A 14959-nucleotide genomic window follows, 5' to 3' on the forward strand; every position below is an offset into this window, starting at 1 on the left:
CCGTCCGCAGCGAGGGTCAGGCCCGACGCCGCTCCTGGGCCAGCCCCTCCTCCAGGAGCGCGGCCACGTCCAGCACCAGCACCGTGCGGCGGTTGCCCAGATCGGTGGCACCGGAGATTCCCCGGACCGACTGGAGCCGGCCGCCCAGGGGCTTGGTGACGATGTCCTGCTGGCCGTGCAGCTCGTCCACGGCGATGCCCAGCCGCTCCTGGGCCAACCCCACCACCACCACGAAGTGGCGGCTCACCGGACGCTCCGGCAGCGCGAACATGCGCGCCAGCCGGATAAAGGGCAGCGTCTGGCCTCGCAGGTCCAGCACCTCGCGGCGCTCCACGGTGCGGATATCCCGGGGCTGGACGGCGACGATTTCCAGCACGCTGTTGAGCGGCACCGCGTACGTGCGGCCACTGACGCCCACCAGCAGGGCGCGGATGATGGCCAGTGTGACGGGCAGCGTGAGGTGGAAGGAGGTGCCCTTGCCGCGCTCGCTCCACACGTCGATGATGCCGGACAGGTTGCCCAGGTTGTTCTTCACCACGTCCAGGCCGACGCCGCGGCCGGACAGCTCGGACACGCTGCGGGCGGTGGAGAAGCCGGGCTGGAAGATGAGGTTGAGCAGCTCACGCCGGCTCATCTCCTGGGCCTGCGCGAAGGTGATGAGGCCCCGGGTGATGGCCACCTCGCGCACGCGGAGCTCGTCGATGCCGGCCCCGTCGTCGCTCACCTCGATGACGACGTGGTTGCCCTTCTGCTCGGCGCGCAGCGACACCACGGCGCGGCGGGGTTTGCCCGCGGCCAGCCGCGCGTCCGGCGCCTCGACGCCGTGGTCGATGGCATTGCGGATGAGGTGCATCAGCGGGTCGCTCAGCTCCTCGACGATGAGCTTGTCCAGCTCCACCTCGCCGCCGCTGATGACGAACTCGATTTCCTTCCCGGCCTCGCGGGTGATGCGGCGGACCAGCCGCGCCAGCTTGTCGAACACCTGTCCGACGGGGACCATCCGCGCTTCCAGGAGCCCCTCCTGGAGGGCTTCCAGCTTGCGCTCCAGGCCCCGCGTCTCCCGTGCCAGCTCCTGGCCGAACAGCTTGGAGAGGGCCACCGCGCCGTCCTGGCGCGCGGACTCCGCGAGCCGCTGGAGGTTGGCCTTGATGAGCAGCAGCTCGCCCACCATGTTGATGAGGCCGTCGAGGCGGCCGATGTCCACGCGCACCGTCTGCGTGAGGGAGCGCAGGGAGGTGTCGGCGGTCAGCGTCGACGGCGCTCCGGAGGGCGTCGCGCGCTCGGTGCCCGCGGGCGGAGGAGCCGGCGCGACCGAGAGACCCTTGGGGGCCTTCGCGGGCACCTGGAGATAAGCCAGGAGCGGCGCGGGCGGGACGTTACGCGGCGGCTCTGTCCCGGGCGCCGAGGCCACCTCGGGCTGGAGCGGAGGGAGAGCGCCGGCCTGTCGCGCGGGTGCCCTGGTTTCAGGAGCGGGCCAATCCGGCGGCTCCGAGCCCGCCTCGGGCTGGAGCGGAGGGCCCGCATCGGCGAGCCAATCCAACGGCTCCGGCCCGGTCGCCTCGGGCACTTGCGGCAACAGCGACTGTTGCGCGTCGGGCGACGGCGGCGTGACGGGAGCTCGAGCTCCCTTCTTCCTTCCACCTCCTCGCTTGGATGATGGGGAGTCCTCCTCGACAGGCGCACGCTCCCGTCCCTTCGAAGCGCTGCGCCGTGTCGTCGCGTCCGGCGTCTCCAGGGGACCGCTTCCGGGCGTGACAGGCCTGGCCCCACGCTCCCGCCCGCGCTGCGATTCCGGCGCCTCCCCCGCGCTCACGCGCGTGGCCGCGGACTGCGCTTGCCCCGTTCCTGCATCCTTCACCCGCCCGCGCGCCGCGGACTCCCCGCCCCTCCCGTCCGCATCGCCAGGCCGTGACGGTTCACGCTCCTCATGGCCCCGAGCCGTCGCGGCAGGTCGAGCAGCCCGGACCAGCGCATGCGTGACGGCCTCCGCGGCCGGGCGCACCACCAGTGGAGACAACTCGGCCGGCGTCCCCGAGAGGCCCGCCTCCAGTGACTGACGATCCACCTGCGCGCCGAAGATCAGGTCGAACGCGATGCCGTGCGCACCTCCCGGCTGCGCGGAGGGCAACGTGCTGATGACCTCGCCCAGCGGCTTGAGCCTCGCGTTGAGCTCCGCCAGCCCCTTGTCGAAGTCCGACAAGTCGAACGCGGCTCGCACGCGCCACAGGGCCACGCCCCGCCGCACGTTCTCCCGGAGCCGATGCTCCTCATACTCGGTGAAGACGGCCCGGACCTGCGCGTCCAGCTCCAGCCGCTCCAGCGGGTCGTCCTCCGACACCTCCGCCGGTGCCCCCAGCGACGCCAGCCGTGCCGCCATGGCCTCCACGCGGACGGAGAGCCCCTCGGTCTCCGTGCCACGGGCGGCCTCGCCCAGCAGCGCCTGGAACGCGTCGAGGACTTCAATCAGCGCGTCCAGCACCGCGCCATCCAGCAGGAGCCTTCCCAGGCGCAGCCGGTCGAGCAGGTCCTCCGTGCCATGCGCCAGCCGGGCGATGCGTTCCTGTCCGAACAGGCCGGACAGTCCCTTGAGCGAATGCGCCGCGCGGAAGATGCCGTTGACCAGGTCGGGGTCCGCATCCTGGCCCCGGTGCTCGTCCAGCACGAGCAAGTCCCTGGCGAGGGTGTCGAGAATCTCGGTCGCCTCGGCCACGAACTCGGCCAGTGCCTTGCTCCCAGGATTCACGGCAGCTTCAGGTAGCGCCGCAGGAGCGCTTCCAGACTCCCGGGGAGGAAGGGCTTGACCAGGTACTCCGCGGCGCCCAGCGCGAGCCCGCGCTCGCGGTCCTGCTCACGCCCCTCGGTGGTGATGATGAAGAGCGGCACGTCGCGGTAGTTGGGGTTCTTCTTGACGAAGTTGATGAGCTCCAGCCCGTTGATGTCGGGCATGTTGATGTCGGTGATGATGAGCTCGAAGCGGTGACGTGGCAGCAGCTTCAGCGCCTCGAAGCCGCTCGAGGTCACCACCACCTCCACCCCCTCCACGGCCTCGACCATCGCCGCGATGTACTCGCGCGATGCTTTCGAGTCCTCGACAATCAACACCTTGACACGCATGTGCGCTCGCCCCGGGCGAGGCAATCTAGCAGAAGGCCCGCCCGGCCGCCGAGCGTCAGCCCTTGCGGGCAGGCAGCGACTTGACGAGTCCCTTGTCCGCCAGGACCGCCACCCGTCCGCCCTTGAACGCCGGCAGGAAGCCCTTCTGGAAGGCGTCCGCGCGCGCGGCGTCATCCAGCCGTCCTTCGCCGGGTACCTCCAACGCCACAGACTCCACGCGCGCCTTGCTCAGCACGCGGCCAGCCTCCGCCAGGGCCTCGCTCAGCGCGCTCGTGTCCAGCCGCTGACGCGCGCCCAGCCCCACCACGAAGATGCGGGGCACCGGCAGCTTGCCGTCCGAGGGCAGCAGGAGCCAGTCGTCCTCCGCGCCGGTGAAGAAGCCCGCCTTGAGCACCCGCGAGAGCGAGCCACACAGCCGCCAGTCCACGAAGCCCGCGGAGGACGGCAGGGGCCGGTCATCCTCGGCGACGAAGAGGCAGAGCGCGTCCACCCCGCCGAGCGAGTCCAGCCCGTCCAATCCGATGTCGTGCGTCGTCGTCTGGCTCACGGCGCGTCTCCCTCGCGGCGGGTGTCAGCGGCTCACGGCTTGTTCAGGGCCACCGCCACGCGGTCCAGGAGCCCGTTGACGAAGGCGCTCGACTCTTCGTTGCCGAAGTTCTTCCCGAGCTCCACCGCCTCGTTGATGGTCACCTTGCGCGGGATGTCCGGGCGGTACTTCAGCTCGAAGATGCCCAGGCGCAGCACGTTCCGGTCGATGCGCGACATGCGGTCCAGCCGCCAGTTGTGGCTGTGCCGCTCGATGAGCTCGTCGATTTCGTCCCGGTGGGACTGCACGCCCTCCGCCAGCTCCCGGGCGAACTTCACCGCGTCCGGATCCCGCCTGGTGCCCTCGTCCGCCGCCGACCAGGCCGACTCCAGCGCCTCCGCCGTCGACGCGTTCGACATCTCCAGCTGGTAGAGCGCCTGCAGCGCACGCTCACGTCCCGTTCTCCGCGCGCCCATGGCCTACGCCTTCCTTCCTTCCGTCGCCGTCATCTTCGCGTACAGATTGACCATCTCGATGCAGGCCAGCGTGGCCTCCGCTCCCTTGTTCCCCGCCTTCACGCCCGCCCGGTCGATGGCCTGTTCCACCGTGTCCGTCGTGAGCACGCCGAAGGTGACGGCCGTCGCGGGGCTGGCCGCCGCGGCCTGGAAGGCCACCGCGCCAATGCCCTTGGCGCACTCACCGGCCACGTAGTCGAAGTGCGGCGTGCCGCCCCGGATGACGGCGCCCAGGGTGATGACGCCCACATACTGCCGGGACTCCGTCACGCGGCGGACCAGGCCGGGCAGCTCATAGGTGCCGGGGCAGCGGTACACGTCGATGTCCGCGTCGGCCACGCCGTGGCGCACCAGCGTGTCCACGGCGCCCTTGGCCAGCTCCTCGGTGATGAAGCCGTTGAAGCGGGCCACGCAGATGGCGAAGCGGCCCTTAGGGGGAAGATAGTCACCGTCGAAGTAGCGAGGCATGCCGCGCTTCCTACACCAGCACGGGCCCCGGCGTCGCCTGCTACCGCGAGCCGAACCCCGCAGCCGCGATGGCCGCCGCCGTCAGCCCGCCGCCCCCGGCGGCCCCCTGCCCCCGCTGGAGCGCGAACAGCCGGGCCACGTACTTCCCGATCTGGTCCGCCTCCAGGTTCACCTTCGCCCCCACGCCCCGCGACTTCAGGGTGGTGCGCGCCTGCGTCTCCGGGATGAGCTGCACCCGGAACCGGTCCGCCTCCAGCGTGTTGACGGTGAGGCTGATGCCGTCGATGGCCACCGAGCCCTTCTCGATGAAGAACGGCGCCAGCGCCTCCGGCAGCCGGAAGCCCATCACCCAGGAGCCACCCTCCGGGTAGGCCTCCAGCACCTCGCTGACGGCATCCACATGGCCGGAGACCAGGTGCCCGCCCAGCCGCTCGCCCAGCGCCAGGGCCCGCTCCAGGTTCACCCGGTCTCCGGGCTGCACCGCGCCCAGCGTCGTGCGCCGCAGCGTCTCCGGCGAGGCCTGCACCCGGAAGCTGTCCTGGGTCCGCTCCACCACCGTGAGGCACGCCCCGTTGACGGCGATGGACTCCCCCAGCTCGAAGGCCGCCGCGCCCAATGAGGTGTGAATCCACAGGTCGGTCATCCCACCGGGGATGACACGCTCCACCCTGCCAAGGTCCTGAATGAGCCCGGTAAACATGGGGCCGGTTATAACGGACCGGCCCCGTCCGCGCCCACGGCGGCCCGCCTTCTACAGCAGTGCCTGGAGCAGGATGTCGTCGCCGTGGCGCTCGAAGGTGAGGTCCTTCACCGCCAGGGCCTGGGCCATCTCCTTCACGCCCAGGTCTCCGGCCCAAGACAGGCCGGGGCTGCCAATCAGCTTGGGCGCCAGGAACAACGCCAGCGAGTCCGCCAGGTGCCCGCGCAGGAAGGAGCCGTACATCTCCGCCCCGCCCTCCACGAGGACATGGTTGTGGCCGGCCTTCGCCAGCCGCCGCAGCAGGGCCTTGAGGTCCACCTTTCCCGCCTTCTGTCGCAGCTGCCAGACGTCCACGCCCTGGGCCAGGAAGCGCCGCGCCTTGCGGCCCTCCGGGTCCTCCAGCGTGGCCACCACCGTGCGGGCCGGGCTGCGCTGCGTGAAGACGGTGTAGCCTGGCGACAGGCGCAGGTGGCTGTCCACCACCACGCGCAGCGGGTCCTTGCCGCCGCCACCGGGTAGCCGCGTGGTGAGCTTCGGGTCGTCCTTCCGGACGGTGTTGGCGCCCACGAGGATGACGTCCACCGAGTCCCGGAGCCGGTGGACCCAGGCGCGCGCCGGCTCGCCCGTCACCCAGCGCGAGTCTCCGGTGGCCGTGGCCAGCTTGCCGTCCAGCGTCACCGCCGCCTTGAGCGTCACCCAGGGCAGGCCGGTGCGAATCATCTTGAAGAAGGGCCGGTTGAGGCGGTCCGCCTCGTCCGCGAGCACCCCGGTGAGCACCTTCAGCCCGGCGCGCCGCATCCGCGCCACGCCCTTGCCGCTCACCTGCGGGTTGGGGTCCGCCGACGCGCAGATGACGCGACGGACGCCCGCCTCGATGATGGCCAGGCTGCACGGCGGGGTGCGCCCGTAGTGGTCGCAGGGCTCCAGCGTGGTGTAGAGGTCCGCGCCCTTCGCCCGGGCGCCGGCCGCCTCCAGCGCCACGACCTCCGCGTGCGCGGTGCCCGCCTTCTTGTGGTAGCCGCGGGCGATGATGCGGCCGCCCTTCACCAGCACCGCGCCCACCACCGGGTTGGGGCTGGTGCGGCCCAGGCCCTTGGCCGCCTCCTCCAGCGCGATACGCATGAAGAACTCGGCCACCGCCCGGTCGAAGTCCGCCGCCCGCTTCGCCCGAGGCGCCCTCGCCGCTTCCAACCTTGCCCGTGTCAGCAGCCGCATGTCCCTTCTCTAACCGCCCTTGTCCACCGGCGCCGGGGCCGCGGGTGCAGCCTCACACTTCTCGCGTGCCTCGGCCTCGCGCAAGGCCTTCAGCTCGTCCATGAACTCCGCGATGTCGCGGAAGCTGCGGTAGACGGACGCGAAGCGGACATAGGCCACCTCGTCCAGCTGCCGCAGCCGGCGCATGATTTCCTCGCCGATGACGGACGAGGGCACTTCCTTCTCGCCCATGCCCTGCAGCTGCCGCTCGATGGCGACCACCGTCTCCTCGAGCTGGTCCGCCGACACGGGCCGCTTCTCACACGCCTTCTTCAGCCCGTTGACGATCTTCTCCCGGTCGAACGCCTCGCGCCGCCCGTCCTTCTTCACGATGAGCGGGTAGAGCTCCTCCACCCGCTCGTAGGTCGTGAAGCGGCGCTTGCAGGCCAGACACTCGCGGCGCCTGCGGATGACGGAGCCCTCGTGGGACTCACGGGAGTCGATGACCTTGTTCTCGGCGTCCTGACAGAAGGGGCAGCGCATGGAGGGGTACGGCGCCGGAATCTACTTCAAGCGCGAGGCGTAGAGCGGAAAGCCTTGCGCAAGCTCCTTCACCTGGCCGCGGATGCGCGCCAGCGCGGCGTCGTCCTGCGCGGCGTCCAGCGCCTCGCCGATGAGCCGTCCCACCACCGCCATCTCCGCCTCTCGCATGCCGCGCGTGGTGATGGCCGGCGTGCCCACCCGGATGCCGGACGTCGTCATCGGCTTCTCCGGGTCGAACGGAATCATGTTCTTGTTCACGGTGATGCCGGCCTTGCCGAGCACCTCTTCGGCCACCTTGCCCGTGAGCTGCTTGGGCCGCAGGTCCACCAGCATCAGGTGGTTGTCCGTGCCGCCCGACGTCAGCCGCAGGCCGGCGCGCTGGAGCGCCTCCGCCAGCGCCTTGGCGTTGGCGACGATCTGCCGCTGGTAGGTCTTGAACTCGGGGGACAGCGCTTCCTTGAAGGCCACCGCCTTGCCGGCGATGACGTGCATCAGCGGGCCGCCCTGGATGCCAGGGAAGATCTGGCTGTTGATGGCCTTGGCGTACTGCTCGCGGCTCAGCACCAGGCCGCCGCGCGGGCCGCGCAGCGTCTTGTGCGTGGTGCTGGTCACGATGTCCGCCACCGGCACCGGCGAGGGGTGCACGCCCGCGGCCACCAGGCCGGCGATGTGCGCCATGTCCACCAGCATGGCCGCGCCCACCGCGTCCGCGATCTCCCGGAACTTCGCGAAGTCCAGCGTGCGGGGGTACGCGCTGGCGCCCACGACGATGACCTTCGGCTTGTGCTCCCTGGCCAGCGACTCCACCTGCGCGAAGTCGATGGTCTCCGTGTCTCGCGTCAGGCCGTAGTGGACGACCTTGTAGAGCTTGCCGGAGAAGTTGAACGTGGCGCCGTGCGTGAGGTGGCCGCCGGAGTTGAGGTCCAGCGACAGCATGGTGTCGCCCGGCTTCATCAGCGCCATGAAGGCGCCCATGTTCGCCTGGCTGCCGGAGTGCGCCTGCACGTTGACGGCGCCCGCGCCGAACAGGTCCCTGGCGCGCGAAATCGCCAGGTTCTCCGCGATGTCCACCACCTCGCAGCCGCCGTAGTAGCGCTTGCCGGGGTAGCCCTCCGCGTACTTGTTGGTGAGCACCGAGCCCACCGCTTCCATCACCGCCGGGGAGACGAAGTTCTCGGAGGCGATGAGCTCCAGCCCTTCCTCCTGGCGCTGGGTCTCCTCACGCAGGACGCGGGCAATCTCCGGGTCGACTTCGGCCAGCGTACGGACGTTCTCCATGGCGGACTCCCTCGAACAGCGGGTACGGCGGGGCCGTCAGCCCTGGGACTCGGCCTCGCGGATCATCTGGACGCGCCGCTCGTGGCGGCCGCCCTCGAAAGCAGTGCTGAGGAACGCCTCCAGGATGGCGCGGCCCACGCCGGCCCCCACCACGCGCTGGCCCAGGCACAGCACGTTGGCGTCGTTGTGAGCCCGGGCCATGCGGGCCTCGAACTCGGTGGTGCACAGGGCCGCCCGGATGCCCCGGTGCTTGTTGGCCACGATGCTCATGCCAATGCCGGTGCCACACACCAGCACGCCCAGGGTGGCCTCTCCGGACGCCACGGCGCGGGAGACCCGCGCGGCGAAGTCCGGGTAGTCCACCGAGTCCCGCGTGGCGGGCCCCACGTCCTCGTGGGCCACGCCCTTCGCGGCGAGCGCCGCCACGAGCTCCTGCCGGAGCTCCAGGCCCGCGTGGTCGGAAGCGAGGATGACTTTCACGCGGACATCTCCTGTGGACGGCTAGAAGCGCTTGAACAGCAGCACCGCGTTGGTGCCGCCGAAGCCGAACGAGTTGCTCATCACCGCGTTCACCCGGGCCTCGCGCGCCTGGTTGGGCACGTAGTCCAGGTCACAGTCCGGATCGGGCGTCGTCTGGTTGATGGTCGGCGGCAGGACGTTGCGCGCCAGCGCCAGCGCGCCGACGACGGCCTCGAAGCCGCCCGCGGCGCCGAGCATGTGGCCCGTCATGGACTTGGTGGACGACACCGCCAGCTTGCGGGCGTGGTCACCGAACACCGCCTTGATGGCCTTCGTCTCGTTGGCGTCGTTGAACGGCGTCGAGGTGCCGTGCGCGTTGATGTAGCCCACGTCCTCCGGGTTCAGGCCCGCGGACTGGAGCGCCAGGCGCATGCAGCGCGCCGCGCCCTCGCCCTCCGGCGCCGGCTGGGTGACGTGGTACGCGTCCGAGTTGGCGCCGTACCCCACCACCTCCGCCAGGATGTTGGCGCCGCGCTTCTTCGCGGCCTCCATCTCCTCGAGCACCAGGATGCCCGCGCCCTCGCCCATCACGAAGCCGTCGCGGTCCTTGTCGAAGGGACGGCTGGCGGCGGCCGGATCGTCGTTGCGCGTGGACAGCGCCTTCATCACCGAGAAGCCGCCCAGTCCCAGCGGCGTGATGGCCGCCTCGGCCCCACCCGCGATGACCGCGTCCGTCTCGCCCAGCTTGATGGACTTCCAGGCCTCGCCAATGGCGTGGGCGCTGGTGGCGCAGGCGGACACCGGCGCCCAGTTCGGCCCCTTGCAGTTGTACCGCATGGAGATGAGGCCCGGCGCCATGTTGATGATCATCTGGATGATGAAGAAGGGCGACAGCCGGTCGAACCCCTTCTCCAGCCCCTTGCGGTGCTGCTCTTCCAGAGAGGAGATGCCGCCGATGCCGGAACCGACGATGACGCCGACCTTCTCCGGGATGTAGCCGTGCGGCTTGTCCGTGCCCACGGGCAGGCCGGACTCGGTCACGGCCATCTGCGCGGCGGCCAGCGCGTACTGCGCATACAGGTCCATCCGGCGCACTTCGCGCTTGTCGATGAACGACTCGGGCTCGAAGTCCTTCACCTCGCCCGCGATGCGCGTGTCGATCTTGCCAACGTCAAAGCGAGTGACTTGGGCAATACCCGACTTGCCGGCGATCATCGCCTGCCAGTTCTTCTCGGTTCCGGTTCCCAGGGCCGAAATGAGCCCGGTTCCGGTGACGACGACTCGACGGTGTGACACGGTCCTCTCCGCTGGCGCCTGGGACACCGGGGACGCCGCGCCTCACGCGGCGCCTCCCCGCACCCCGGCACGCCAAGTGGTGCTGCCTACTTCTTGTGGGTGTTGATGTAGTTGATGGCGTCGTTGACGGACTTGATGTTCTCCGCCTCTTCGTCGGGGATTTCGACCTCGAACTCCTCCTCCATCGCCATCACGAGTTCCACGATGTCGAGGCTGTCCGCGCCCAGGTCCTCGATGAAGGAAGACTCGGGCTTGATCTCATCCTCTCCGACCCCCAGCTGGTCGGCGATGATGGACTTGACCTTGGCCTCAATGGATGACGTCGACATAAGTGTAGAACCCTCCAGGAACCAGATGAGGTCCGGCTGGCTTCCCGGACCATGTCGAAAGCGGGCGCGGTATATCCCACGCCCGGCGGCAATCCAACCGTGGGTTACATGTACATGCCGCCATTGACCTTCAGGACCTCACCGGTGATGTAGGACGCGGCGTCCCCCGCCAGGAAGACGACGGCCCCGGCGACCTCCTCCGGGTTCCCCAGGCGACCCAGGGGGATACCCTCCAGCATCTTCTGGCGCAGCTCGTCATTGAGCTGGTGCGTCATGTCCGTCCCGATGAATCCGGGGGACACGGCATTCACGCGGATGTTCCGGCTGGACAGCTCGCGGGCCACGGACTTGGTCATGCCGATGAGCCCCGCCTTGGAGGCCGAATAGGCGGCCTGACCACCGTTGCCCATCTCCCCCACGACGGAGGTGATGTTGATGATGGCGCCGCCCTTCTGCTTCATCATGGGCCGGCTGACGGCGCGGATGAGCGAGAAGGCGCCCTTGAGGTTGGTGTCGAGCTGGCGGTCCCAGTCCTCGTCCTTCACCCGCATCACCAGGCCGTCCACCGCGATGCCCGCATTGTTGACGAGCACGTCCAGCCGGCCATGCGTCTTGACGATGCCGTCCACGGCGCTGGCGCACGCGGCGCTGTCCGCCACGTCGAAGCGCACGGCCTCCGCCTTCGCGCCCTCGGCTTCGATGAGCTTCACCGTCTCCTGCGCCGCGGCCTCGTTGCCCGCATAGCTGATGACCACGGTGGAGGCCCCTGCCTTGGCGAAGGCCACCGCGCACGCCCGGCCGATGCCGCGCGAGCCCCCCGTCACCAGCACCACCTTGTCCTTGAAGCCGCTCATGGTGCCACCCCCAGCGCCGCGAGCGCCTTGTCCAGGCTCGCGGAGTCCTCGACGTTGAACAGCTCGATGTCCTTGGTGATGCGCTTGACCAGCCCCACCAGCACCTTGCCCGGGCCCAGCTCGATGATGCGGGTGACGCCCTCGGCCTTCAGCGCCTCCACGCACTCAATCCAGCGCACCGGCGAGCTGACCTGCTCCAGGAGCAGCGGCACCACCCGCGACGCGTCCGCGTTGGGACGGGCCTCCACGTTGGTCACCACCGGCACGGAGGGCGCGGACACCTGGATGCGGCCCAGCACCTCGGCCAGCCGAGGCTGCACCGGCGCCATCAGCGCGCAGTGGAAGGGGGCGGACACCGGCAGCGGCATCACGCGCTTGGCCCCGGCCTCCTTGCACTTCGCTCCGGCGCGCTCCACGGCCGCCGCGTCACCGGCGATGACGGTCTGCTCCGGCGAGTTGTAGTTCGCGGGCGACACCACCTGCCCCTGGGCCGCCGCGTCGCAGGCCTCCTTCACCTTCTCCGGGACCAGGCCCAGCACCGCGGCCATGGCGCCCACGCCCGCGGGCACGGCCTCCTGCATGAAGGTGCCGCGCGCGCGCACCGCCCGGGCCGCGTCGCCCAGGCTCATGGCCCCCGCCGCCACCAGTGCCGAGTACTCACCCAGCGAGTGCCCCGCCACGAAGGCCGGCGCCGGCCCCCGCCTCGAGAACACCGCGTGCGCCGCCAGCGACACCGTGAGGATGGCCGGCTGCGTGTTGGCCGTGAGCTTCAGCGCCTCGTCCGGCCCCTCGAAGCAGAGGGTGGAGAGCTTCTCGCCCAGGGCCTCGTCGACCGCGTCGAACACGGCCCGGGCCTCGGGGAACTTCTCATACAGGTCCTTGCCCATCCCCACGGCCTGGCTTCCCTGCCCGGGGAACACGAACGCGACCTTCGACATGCGGACTCTGCCTCCTCGATTTCGAGGTCCCCCCGCCCCGGCCTCCTGGCGCGGTGGACCCGCTGTCAGCGGCCTCGGGCCGCAGATGGACGCCCTGTTGCCGCACCTGCGCAGCCGGGGCCAGCACTTTTCTGCGGGCGCCCCACCCCACCCCGAGGCGGCCTGCACGCTTCGGGCGCTGGCTCTAATCGGAAACGCCCGCCTCTGTCGCCCTTTTTCCCTTCGGCGGCGCCGGCAGCCACGACCCCGCGCGTTCAATGCAACGCGTCAACTCGGCCTGGACGCCGCCCTCGGCCATGGCCAGCGCGGCCCCCAGCGCGTTGAACAGGGCCCGGGGCGTGGAGCGCCCATGCGCGACGATGCCCACCCCCTGGATGCCCAGGAGTGGCGCCCCACCGTACTCGGCGTAGTCCACCACCCGGCGCAGGCCCGCCAGCGCGGGCTGCAGCAGCATGGCCCCGACCTTCTCCGCCAGCCCGCCGCGTCGCTCGATGGCCTGACGCAGCATGCCAATGACGCCCATGCCCACGCCCTCGGAGGTCTTCAAGACGACATTTCCGGTGAAGCCGTCCGTCACCACCACCTGCACGTCGCCGGAGAAGAGGTCCTTGCCCTCCACGTAGCCCACGAAGTCCAGGTCCGAGCGGCGGAGCAGCTCGCTGGCCTCCCGGGTGAGCGGGGTGCCCTTGGAGGCCTCCTCGCCATTGGACAGCACCGCCACCCGGGGCCGGGCCACGCCCATGCGGGCGCGCACGTAGGCCTCGCCCATGACGGCGAACTGCGCCAGGTGCGAGGGCCGGCAGTCCACGTTGGCGCCCGCGTCCAGCAGCAGGCAGCGGCCTCCCCCCTTGAGGGCGGGGAAGAGCGCGGCGATGGCCGGGCGCTCCACTCCCGGGAGGCGCCCCAGGGTCAGCAGGCCTCCGGCCATGACAGCGCCGGAGTTGCCCGCCGACACCAGCGCCTCCGCCCTCCCGTCGCGCACCAGCTCGAAGCCGATCCGGAGGGAGGAGTCACGCTTGCGGCGAAAGGCCGCCGAGGCGTGGTCGTCCATCTCCACCACTTCCGAGGCATGGTGGACCTGGAGGTTGGAGGGAGGCCGGGCCTTGGCCAGGAGCGGCGCCACCTTCGCCTCGTCCCCCACCAGGAACACCTGATGCCCGGGGTGGGCGCGCGCGAAGAGCATCGCGCCTTCCACCGGCGCGGCGGGCGCGTGATCGCCGCCCATGGCATCCAGCACCAGCCTCATCCCCACCCTCTCCTTGAGCGCCAGGGTTCCTGGCCGGATGTCAGTCTCCTGCCCGCCGGGGGACGGGCGGCGCGCAGCACACCAGGAACCTTCCAGGCGGGCAACGGCTGGCTGATCGCCCCCCTGGGGTGCCCGGACCGCGAATGCCGCCCGGCGGCGGGGCGTTGTCAGCGGACACCGTCCGGGATAGACGGTGCCCGGGAGATAACGGGGTTCCGCGCGTTGTCACATTGACTCGGGGGCAGCGAGCCGCTAGGGTCCGCCGCCTTCCGAAGCCGGACATGGAGTACGGGAGCCTTCGTGCGACCGCCCCAGGCCGGTATATCGAGGCAGAGAGTGTTGCGCAGGGAGCCGGGGACCCCGGCACAGCGCGAAGACATTTGGACTCAACCGGTCCGGACCGGCGCGAACGCTCCGGGTCGGGGTCGAAAATAGAGGTGAGCCGTGGGTGTCCCCAAGAAGCGTACTTCCAAGATGCGTCGCGACCGCCGCCGTGCGGCCAACAACAACCTGCGGAGCGCCGTGCAGGTGACCAAGTGCCCGAACTGCAAGGAGCCGGTGATGCCTCACCGCGCCTGCACGTCCTGCGGCCAGTACAAGGGCCGTGAGGTGGTCGCTCAGGCCGAGGCCTGACCCACAGCCACATACAGCGCCCGCACGCGGGCGCCTGAAGCACGACGGGCCGCGCCTCCACTCCTGGAGGACGCGGCCCTTGTCGTTCCGGGCCACCCCTTTCGGGGGAGGCCCTGGCCCAGCGTCAGTTGCTGAGCTTGATGTTCTTCAGCGGCGCCAGCCGGGGGTCCACCGGCCGGGTGTCACAGGCGCAGGCGACCTCGTTGCGGTTCGCGCCGCACTGCGAGCACAGGCCCTTGCAGTCCTCACGGCACACGGCGTTCATCGGCAGGGCCAGCAGCAGCTGCTCCCGGACGATGGGGTCCAGGTCGATGGTCTTCCCGTCGAAGACCTCCTGATCCGCGTCCTCCAGCTCGAAGGAGCCGCCGGACTCCCCCTGGCTGCGCTCCTTCTTCTCCATGGACTTCTCGTCGTCGTCCACGAAGTCGTCGCCCCGGGCCAGGGACTCCGGCACCAGGTTGAGCGTGAAGGACACGGGGACGGACATCGACACGTCGGCGAGGCAGCGCTTGCAGGGGCTCGTCACGTCCACCGTGAACTGTCCCTCCAGCAGCACGCCGCCGCTCACCTTGCGCAGCGACGCCTTCAACGTCGACGGGGCCGTGGCCCGGAAACCGGTGTCCTCGCCGGAGGCAGCTCCACCCAGCGCGTCACCGAGCAGCTCGAGACCGATGGGCTCGTTCAGCTTCAGCCCCGTCTCCTTGATTTGTTCAACCTTTACGAGCATTTACGCTACTTCCAGGCAAAAAGGGGCGCGCAACATAGAGGGCACTCCCCCCAGCGTCAACACGCCCACGTGCATCACCGCCACGAAGATGTCACCGCGCCGTCACCCCCGGTGGGCCGGCCTTCGTGGATTCTCTCAA

At 70.3% G+C, this 14959-nt stretch carries 17 protein-coding genes; 1 reads left to right on the forward strand and 16 read right to left on the reverse strand.

Annotated features, from left to right (window positions below; translation table 11 throughout):
* Nucleotides 1–16 precede the first annotated feature (16 nt).
* The 15 genes from VZL07_RS00300 to plsX all read right to left on the reverse strand — a co-directional run bounded on the left by VZL07_RS00300 (nt 17) and on the right by plsX (nt 13460).
* The gene (locus VZL07_RS00300; protein ID WP_426753231.1) at nt 17–2743 is read right to left on the reverse strand and encodes a chemotaxis protein CheW; all 2727 of its coding nucleotides are present in this window, start codon (nt 2741–2743) and stop codon (nt 17–19) included.
* Nucleotides 2740–3114 (reverse strand): response regulator, encoded by a 375-nt coding sequence (locus tag VZL07_RS00305; protein WP_426753233.1) that lies wholly within the window; start codon nt 3112–3114, stop codon nt 2740–2742. Before VZL07_RS00305 ends, VZL07_RS00300 begins: the two co-directional genes overlap by 4 nt.
* A 55-nt stretch (nt 3115–3169) precedes the next feature.
* A complete protein-coding gene (locus VZL07_RS00310; RefSeq protein ID WP_426753235.1) occupies nt 3170–3661 on the reverse strand; it encodes a M17 family peptidase N-terminal domain-containing protein in 492 nt (163 codons plus the stop codon).
* 32 nt (nt 3662–3693) lie between these two features.
* Nucleotides 3694–4116, reverse strand: a complete 423-nt coding sequence (gene nusB, locus VZL07_RS00315; RefSeq protein ID WP_426753236.1) for a transcription antitermination factor NusB — start codon at nt 4114–4116, stop codon at nt 3694–3696.
* Nucleotides 4117–4119: 3 nt separating this feature from the next.
* Entirely contained in the window at nt 4120–4623 is a 504-nt protein-coding gene (ribH, locus tag VZL07_RS00320; RefSeq protein ID WP_426753237.1) for a 6,7-dimethyl-8-ribityllumazine synthase, read from the reverse strand.
* A gap of 40 nt (nt 4624–4663) precedes the next feature.
* Nucleotides 4664–5323 (reverse strand): riboflavin synthase, encoded by a 660-nt coding sequence (locus tag VZL07_RS00325; protein ID WP_426753238.1) that lies wholly within the window; start codon nt 5321–5323, stop codon nt 4664–4666.
* A gap of 51 nt (nt 5324–5374) precedes the next feature.
* Nucleotides 5375–6538 carry a bifunctional diaminohydroxyphosphoribosylaminopyrimidine deaminase/5-amino-6-(5-phosphoribosylamino)uracil reductase RibD gene (gene ribD / locus VZL07_RS00330; protein ID WP_426753239.1) on the reverse strand — a complete coding sequence of 388 codons (1164 nt, stop codon included), beginning with the start codon at nt 6536–6538 and terminating at the stop codon, nt 5375–5377.
* Between the two features lie 9 nt (nt 6539–6547).
* Nucleotides 6548–7060 carry a transcriptional regulator NrdR gene (gene nrdR / locus VZL07_RS00335; RefSeq protein WP_426753241.1) on the reverse strand — a complete coding sequence of 171 codons (513 nt, stop codon included), beginning with the start codon at nt 7058–7060 and terminating at the stop codon, nt 6548–6550.
* Nucleotides 7061–7081: 21 nt separating this feature from the next.
* Nucleotides 7082–8338: a serine hydroxymethyltransferase gene (gene glyA, locus VZL07_RS00340; protein WP_426753243.1), complete on the reverse strand. Its 1257-nt coding sequence runs from the start codon at nt 8336–8338 to the stop codon at nt 7082–7084.
* A gap of 36 nt (nt 8339–8374) precedes the next feature.
* A complete protein-coding gene (rpiB, locus tag VZL07_RS00345; RefSeq protein ID WP_426753245.1) occupies nt 8375–8818 on the reverse strand; it encodes a ribose 5-phosphate isomerase B in 444 nt (147 codons plus the stop codon).
* Nucleotides 8819–8839: 21 nt separating this feature from the next.
* Entirely contained in the window at nt 8840–10093 is a 1254-nt protein-coding gene (gene fabF, locus VZL07_RS00350) for a beta-ketoacyl-ACP synthase II (protein ID WP_426753247.1), read from the reverse strand.
* 86 nt (nt 10094–10179) lie between these two features.
* Nucleotides 10180–10422, reverse strand: a complete 243-nt coding sequence (gene acpP, locus VZL07_RS00355; protein WP_426753249.1) for an acyl carrier protein — start codon at nt 10420–10422, stop codon at nt 10180–10182.
* A gap of 104 nt (nt 10423–10526) precedes the next feature.
* Nucleotides 10527–11276, reverse strand: coding sequence for a 3-oxoacyl-[acyl-carrier-protein] reductase (gene fabG, locus VZL07_RS00360; protein ID WP_426753251.1), 750 nt, complete (start codon nt 11274–11276; stop codon nt 10527–10529).
* Nucleotides 11273–12214 carry an ACP S-malonyltransferase gene (gene fabD, locus VZL07_RS00365; protein ID WP_426753253.1) on the reverse strand — a complete coding sequence of 314 codons (942 nt, stop codon included), beginning with the start codon at nt 12212–12214 and terminating at the stop codon, nt 11273–11275. The genes fabG and fabD overlap by 4 nt, the downstream gene beginning before the upstream one ends.
* Nucleotides 12215–12398: 184 nt before the next feature.
* Complete coding sequence (gene plsX / locus VZL07_RS00370) at nt 12399–13460, reverse strand: phosphate acyltransferase PlsX (RefSeq protein WP_426753255.1); 1062 nt, start codon at nt 13458–13460, stop codon at nt 12399–12401.
* A 444-nt stretch (nt 13461–13904) separates the two neighbouring features.
* Here plsX and rpmF point away from each other — a divergent pair, with 444 nt between their 5' ends.
* Nucleotides 13905–14093, forward strand: a complete 189-nt coding sequence (gene rpmF / locus VZL07_RS00375; protein ID WP_011554760.1) for a 50S ribosomal protein L32 — start codon at nt 13905–13907, stop codon at nt 14091–14093.
* A 124-nt stretch (nt 14094–14217) separates the two neighbouring features.
* Here rpmF and VZL07_RS00380 read toward each other — a convergent pair whose 3' ends face one another.
* Nucleotides 14218–14820, reverse strand: coding sequence for a YceD family protein (locus VZL07_RS00380; protein ID WP_426753257.1), 603 nt, complete (start codon nt 14818–14820; stop codon nt 14218–14220).
* Between the last annotated feature and the right edge of the window lie 139 nt (nt 14821–14959).

Origin of the sequence: Pseudomyxococcus flavus, from assembly GCF_050038885.1 — a bacterium.
GTDB classification, from domain to species: Bacteria; Myxococcota; Myxococcia; order Myxococcales; family Myxococcaceae; genus Myxococcus; species Myxococcus flavus.

Coding starts and splice junctions, on each gene's coding strand:
- VZL07_RS00380 (WP_426753257.1), bottom strand. CDS start 14,820: ATGCTCGTAAAGGTTGAACAAATCAAGGAGACGGGGCTGAAGCTGAAC.
- fabD (WP_426753253.1), bottom strand. CDS start 12,214: ATGTCGAAGGTCGCGTTCGTGTTCCCCGGGCAGGGAAGCCAGGCCGTG.
- ribH (WP_426753237.1), bottom strand. CDS start 4,623: ATGCCTCGCTACTTCGACGGTGACTATCTTCCCCCTAAGGGCCGCTTC.
- plsX (WP_426753255.1), bottom strand. CDS start 13,460: ATGAGGCTGGTGCTGGATGCCATGGGCGGCGATCACGCGCCCGCCGCG.
- fabG (WP_426753251.1), bottom strand. CDS start 11,276: ATGAGCGGCTTCAAGGACAAGGTGGTGCTGGTGACGGGGGGCTCGCGC.
- acpP (WP_426753249.1), bottom strand. CDS start 10,422: ATGTCGACGTCATCCATTGAGGCCAAGGTCAAGTCCATCATCGCCGAC.
- VZL07_RS00325 (WP_426753238.1), bottom strand. CDS start 5,323: ATGTTTACCGGGCTCATTCAGGACCTTGGCAGGGTGGAGCGTGTCATC.
- VZL07_RS00305 (WP_426753233.1), bottom strand. CDS start 3,114: ATGCGTGTCAAGGTGTTGATTGTCGAGGACTCGAAAGCATCGCGCGAG.
- nrdR (WP_426753241.1), bottom strand. CDS start 7,060: ATGCGCTGCCCCTTCTGTCAGGACGCCGAGAACAAGGTCATCGACTCC.
- glyA (WP_426753243.1), bottom strand. CDS start 8,338: ATGGAGAACGTCCGTACGCTGGCCGAAGTCGACCCGGAGATTGCCCGC.
- ribD (WP_426753239.1), bottom strand. CDS start 6,538: ATGCGGCTGCTGACACGGGCAAGGTTGGAAGCGGCGAGGGCGCCTCGG.
- nusB (WP_426753236.1), bottom strand. CDS start 4,116: ATGGGCGCGCGGAGAACGGGACGTGAGCGTGCGCTGCAGGCGCTCTAC.